The following is an 885-nucleotide window of genomic DNA, read 5'->3' as shown; positions in this document are numbered from 1 at the left end:
CGGTGTTCCGCGCTATGCCGGTGGTATGCGGTATGCGCAAGGGGGTGGGCTCAGGGCCTATGAACAGGCCGCCCGTGAACGGGTACGGATGCTGGCGGCCGAGGGCTTTGAGCGGGGTGAGGAGAACACGGTCATCGCGACGGATCTGCGGGTGAGTGTCCGCTCAGTCGAACGCTGGAGGCGGGACTGGAGGGCTCACGGCAGGGCCGGTTTTGCGTAGTTCGGGGCCTGCCAAGAGTCCGAAGGTGAGCCCTCAGGAGTTCGCCGGACTGGAGGAGGAACTGCTGCGGGGGACGGTCGTCCACGGATGGCCGAACGCGCGGTGGACCTTGTCGCGGGTGCAGGCCCTTCTCGTTGAGAAGCTCGGTGTGTTGCTGTCGGTCCGCGGCGTGTGGGAGTTGCTGCGGCGTCACGGCTGGTCGTGTCAGCAGCCCGCGCGGCGCGCGGTGGAGCGTGACGAGGCGGCCGTCGCAGGCTGGGTGAAGGAGACCTGGCCGTCGGCAAAGCCATCGCGGCGACGCGCGGGGCCTGGCTCGTCTTTGAGGACGAAGCCGCCGTCTCGATGACGTCGCACCGCGGCCGGACCTGGGCCCCGAGGGGGAAGACCCCTGTGGTCCAGTTCAACGGTGCCTCCCGTGGGCGGGTGACCCTGGCCGCACTCGCCTGCTACAAGGCCGGTGAACGCAGCCGCTCATCTACCGTCCACGCGTCCAGGGCCACTGCCTGGGCAGTCAAAGGGGGTTCACCTGGCGGGACTATCGCGATCTGCTGGTGCGGGCCCATCTTCAGCTCGGCGGGCCCGTCGTGGTGATCTGGGACAATCTGAATGTCCACCGCAGCGCCGACATCCGTGACTATGCCGCCGAGCATGACTGGCTGACCATC

General features: G+C 68.2%; 2 protein-coding genes. Both read left to right on the top strand.

The genetic code is table 11. The features are described 5' to 3' along the window. A partial coding sequence (locus ADK54_RS48550) for a helix-turn-helix domain-containing protein (protein WP_324610154.1) occupies window positions 1-220 on the top strand: 220 nt, incomplete at its 5' end. Further along, window positions 156-566: a winged helix-turn-helix domain-containing protein gene (locus tag ADK54_RS14805; protein ID WP_324610153.1), complete on the top strand. Its 411-nt coding sequence runs from the start codon at window positions 156-158 to the stop codon at window positions 564-566. The genes ADK54_RS48550 and ADK54_RS14805, both read left to right, overlap by 65 nt. Window positions 567-885 lie beyond the last annotated feature (319 nt).

This window comes from Streptomyces sp. WM6378 (assembly GCF_001279695.1).
Lineage (GTDB): Bacteria > Actinomycetota > Actinomycetes > Streptomycetales > Streptomycetaceae > Streptomyces.
Note: the sequence above shows the minus strand (reverse complement) of the source record. Positions and strands in the feature narration are given on the sequence as shown.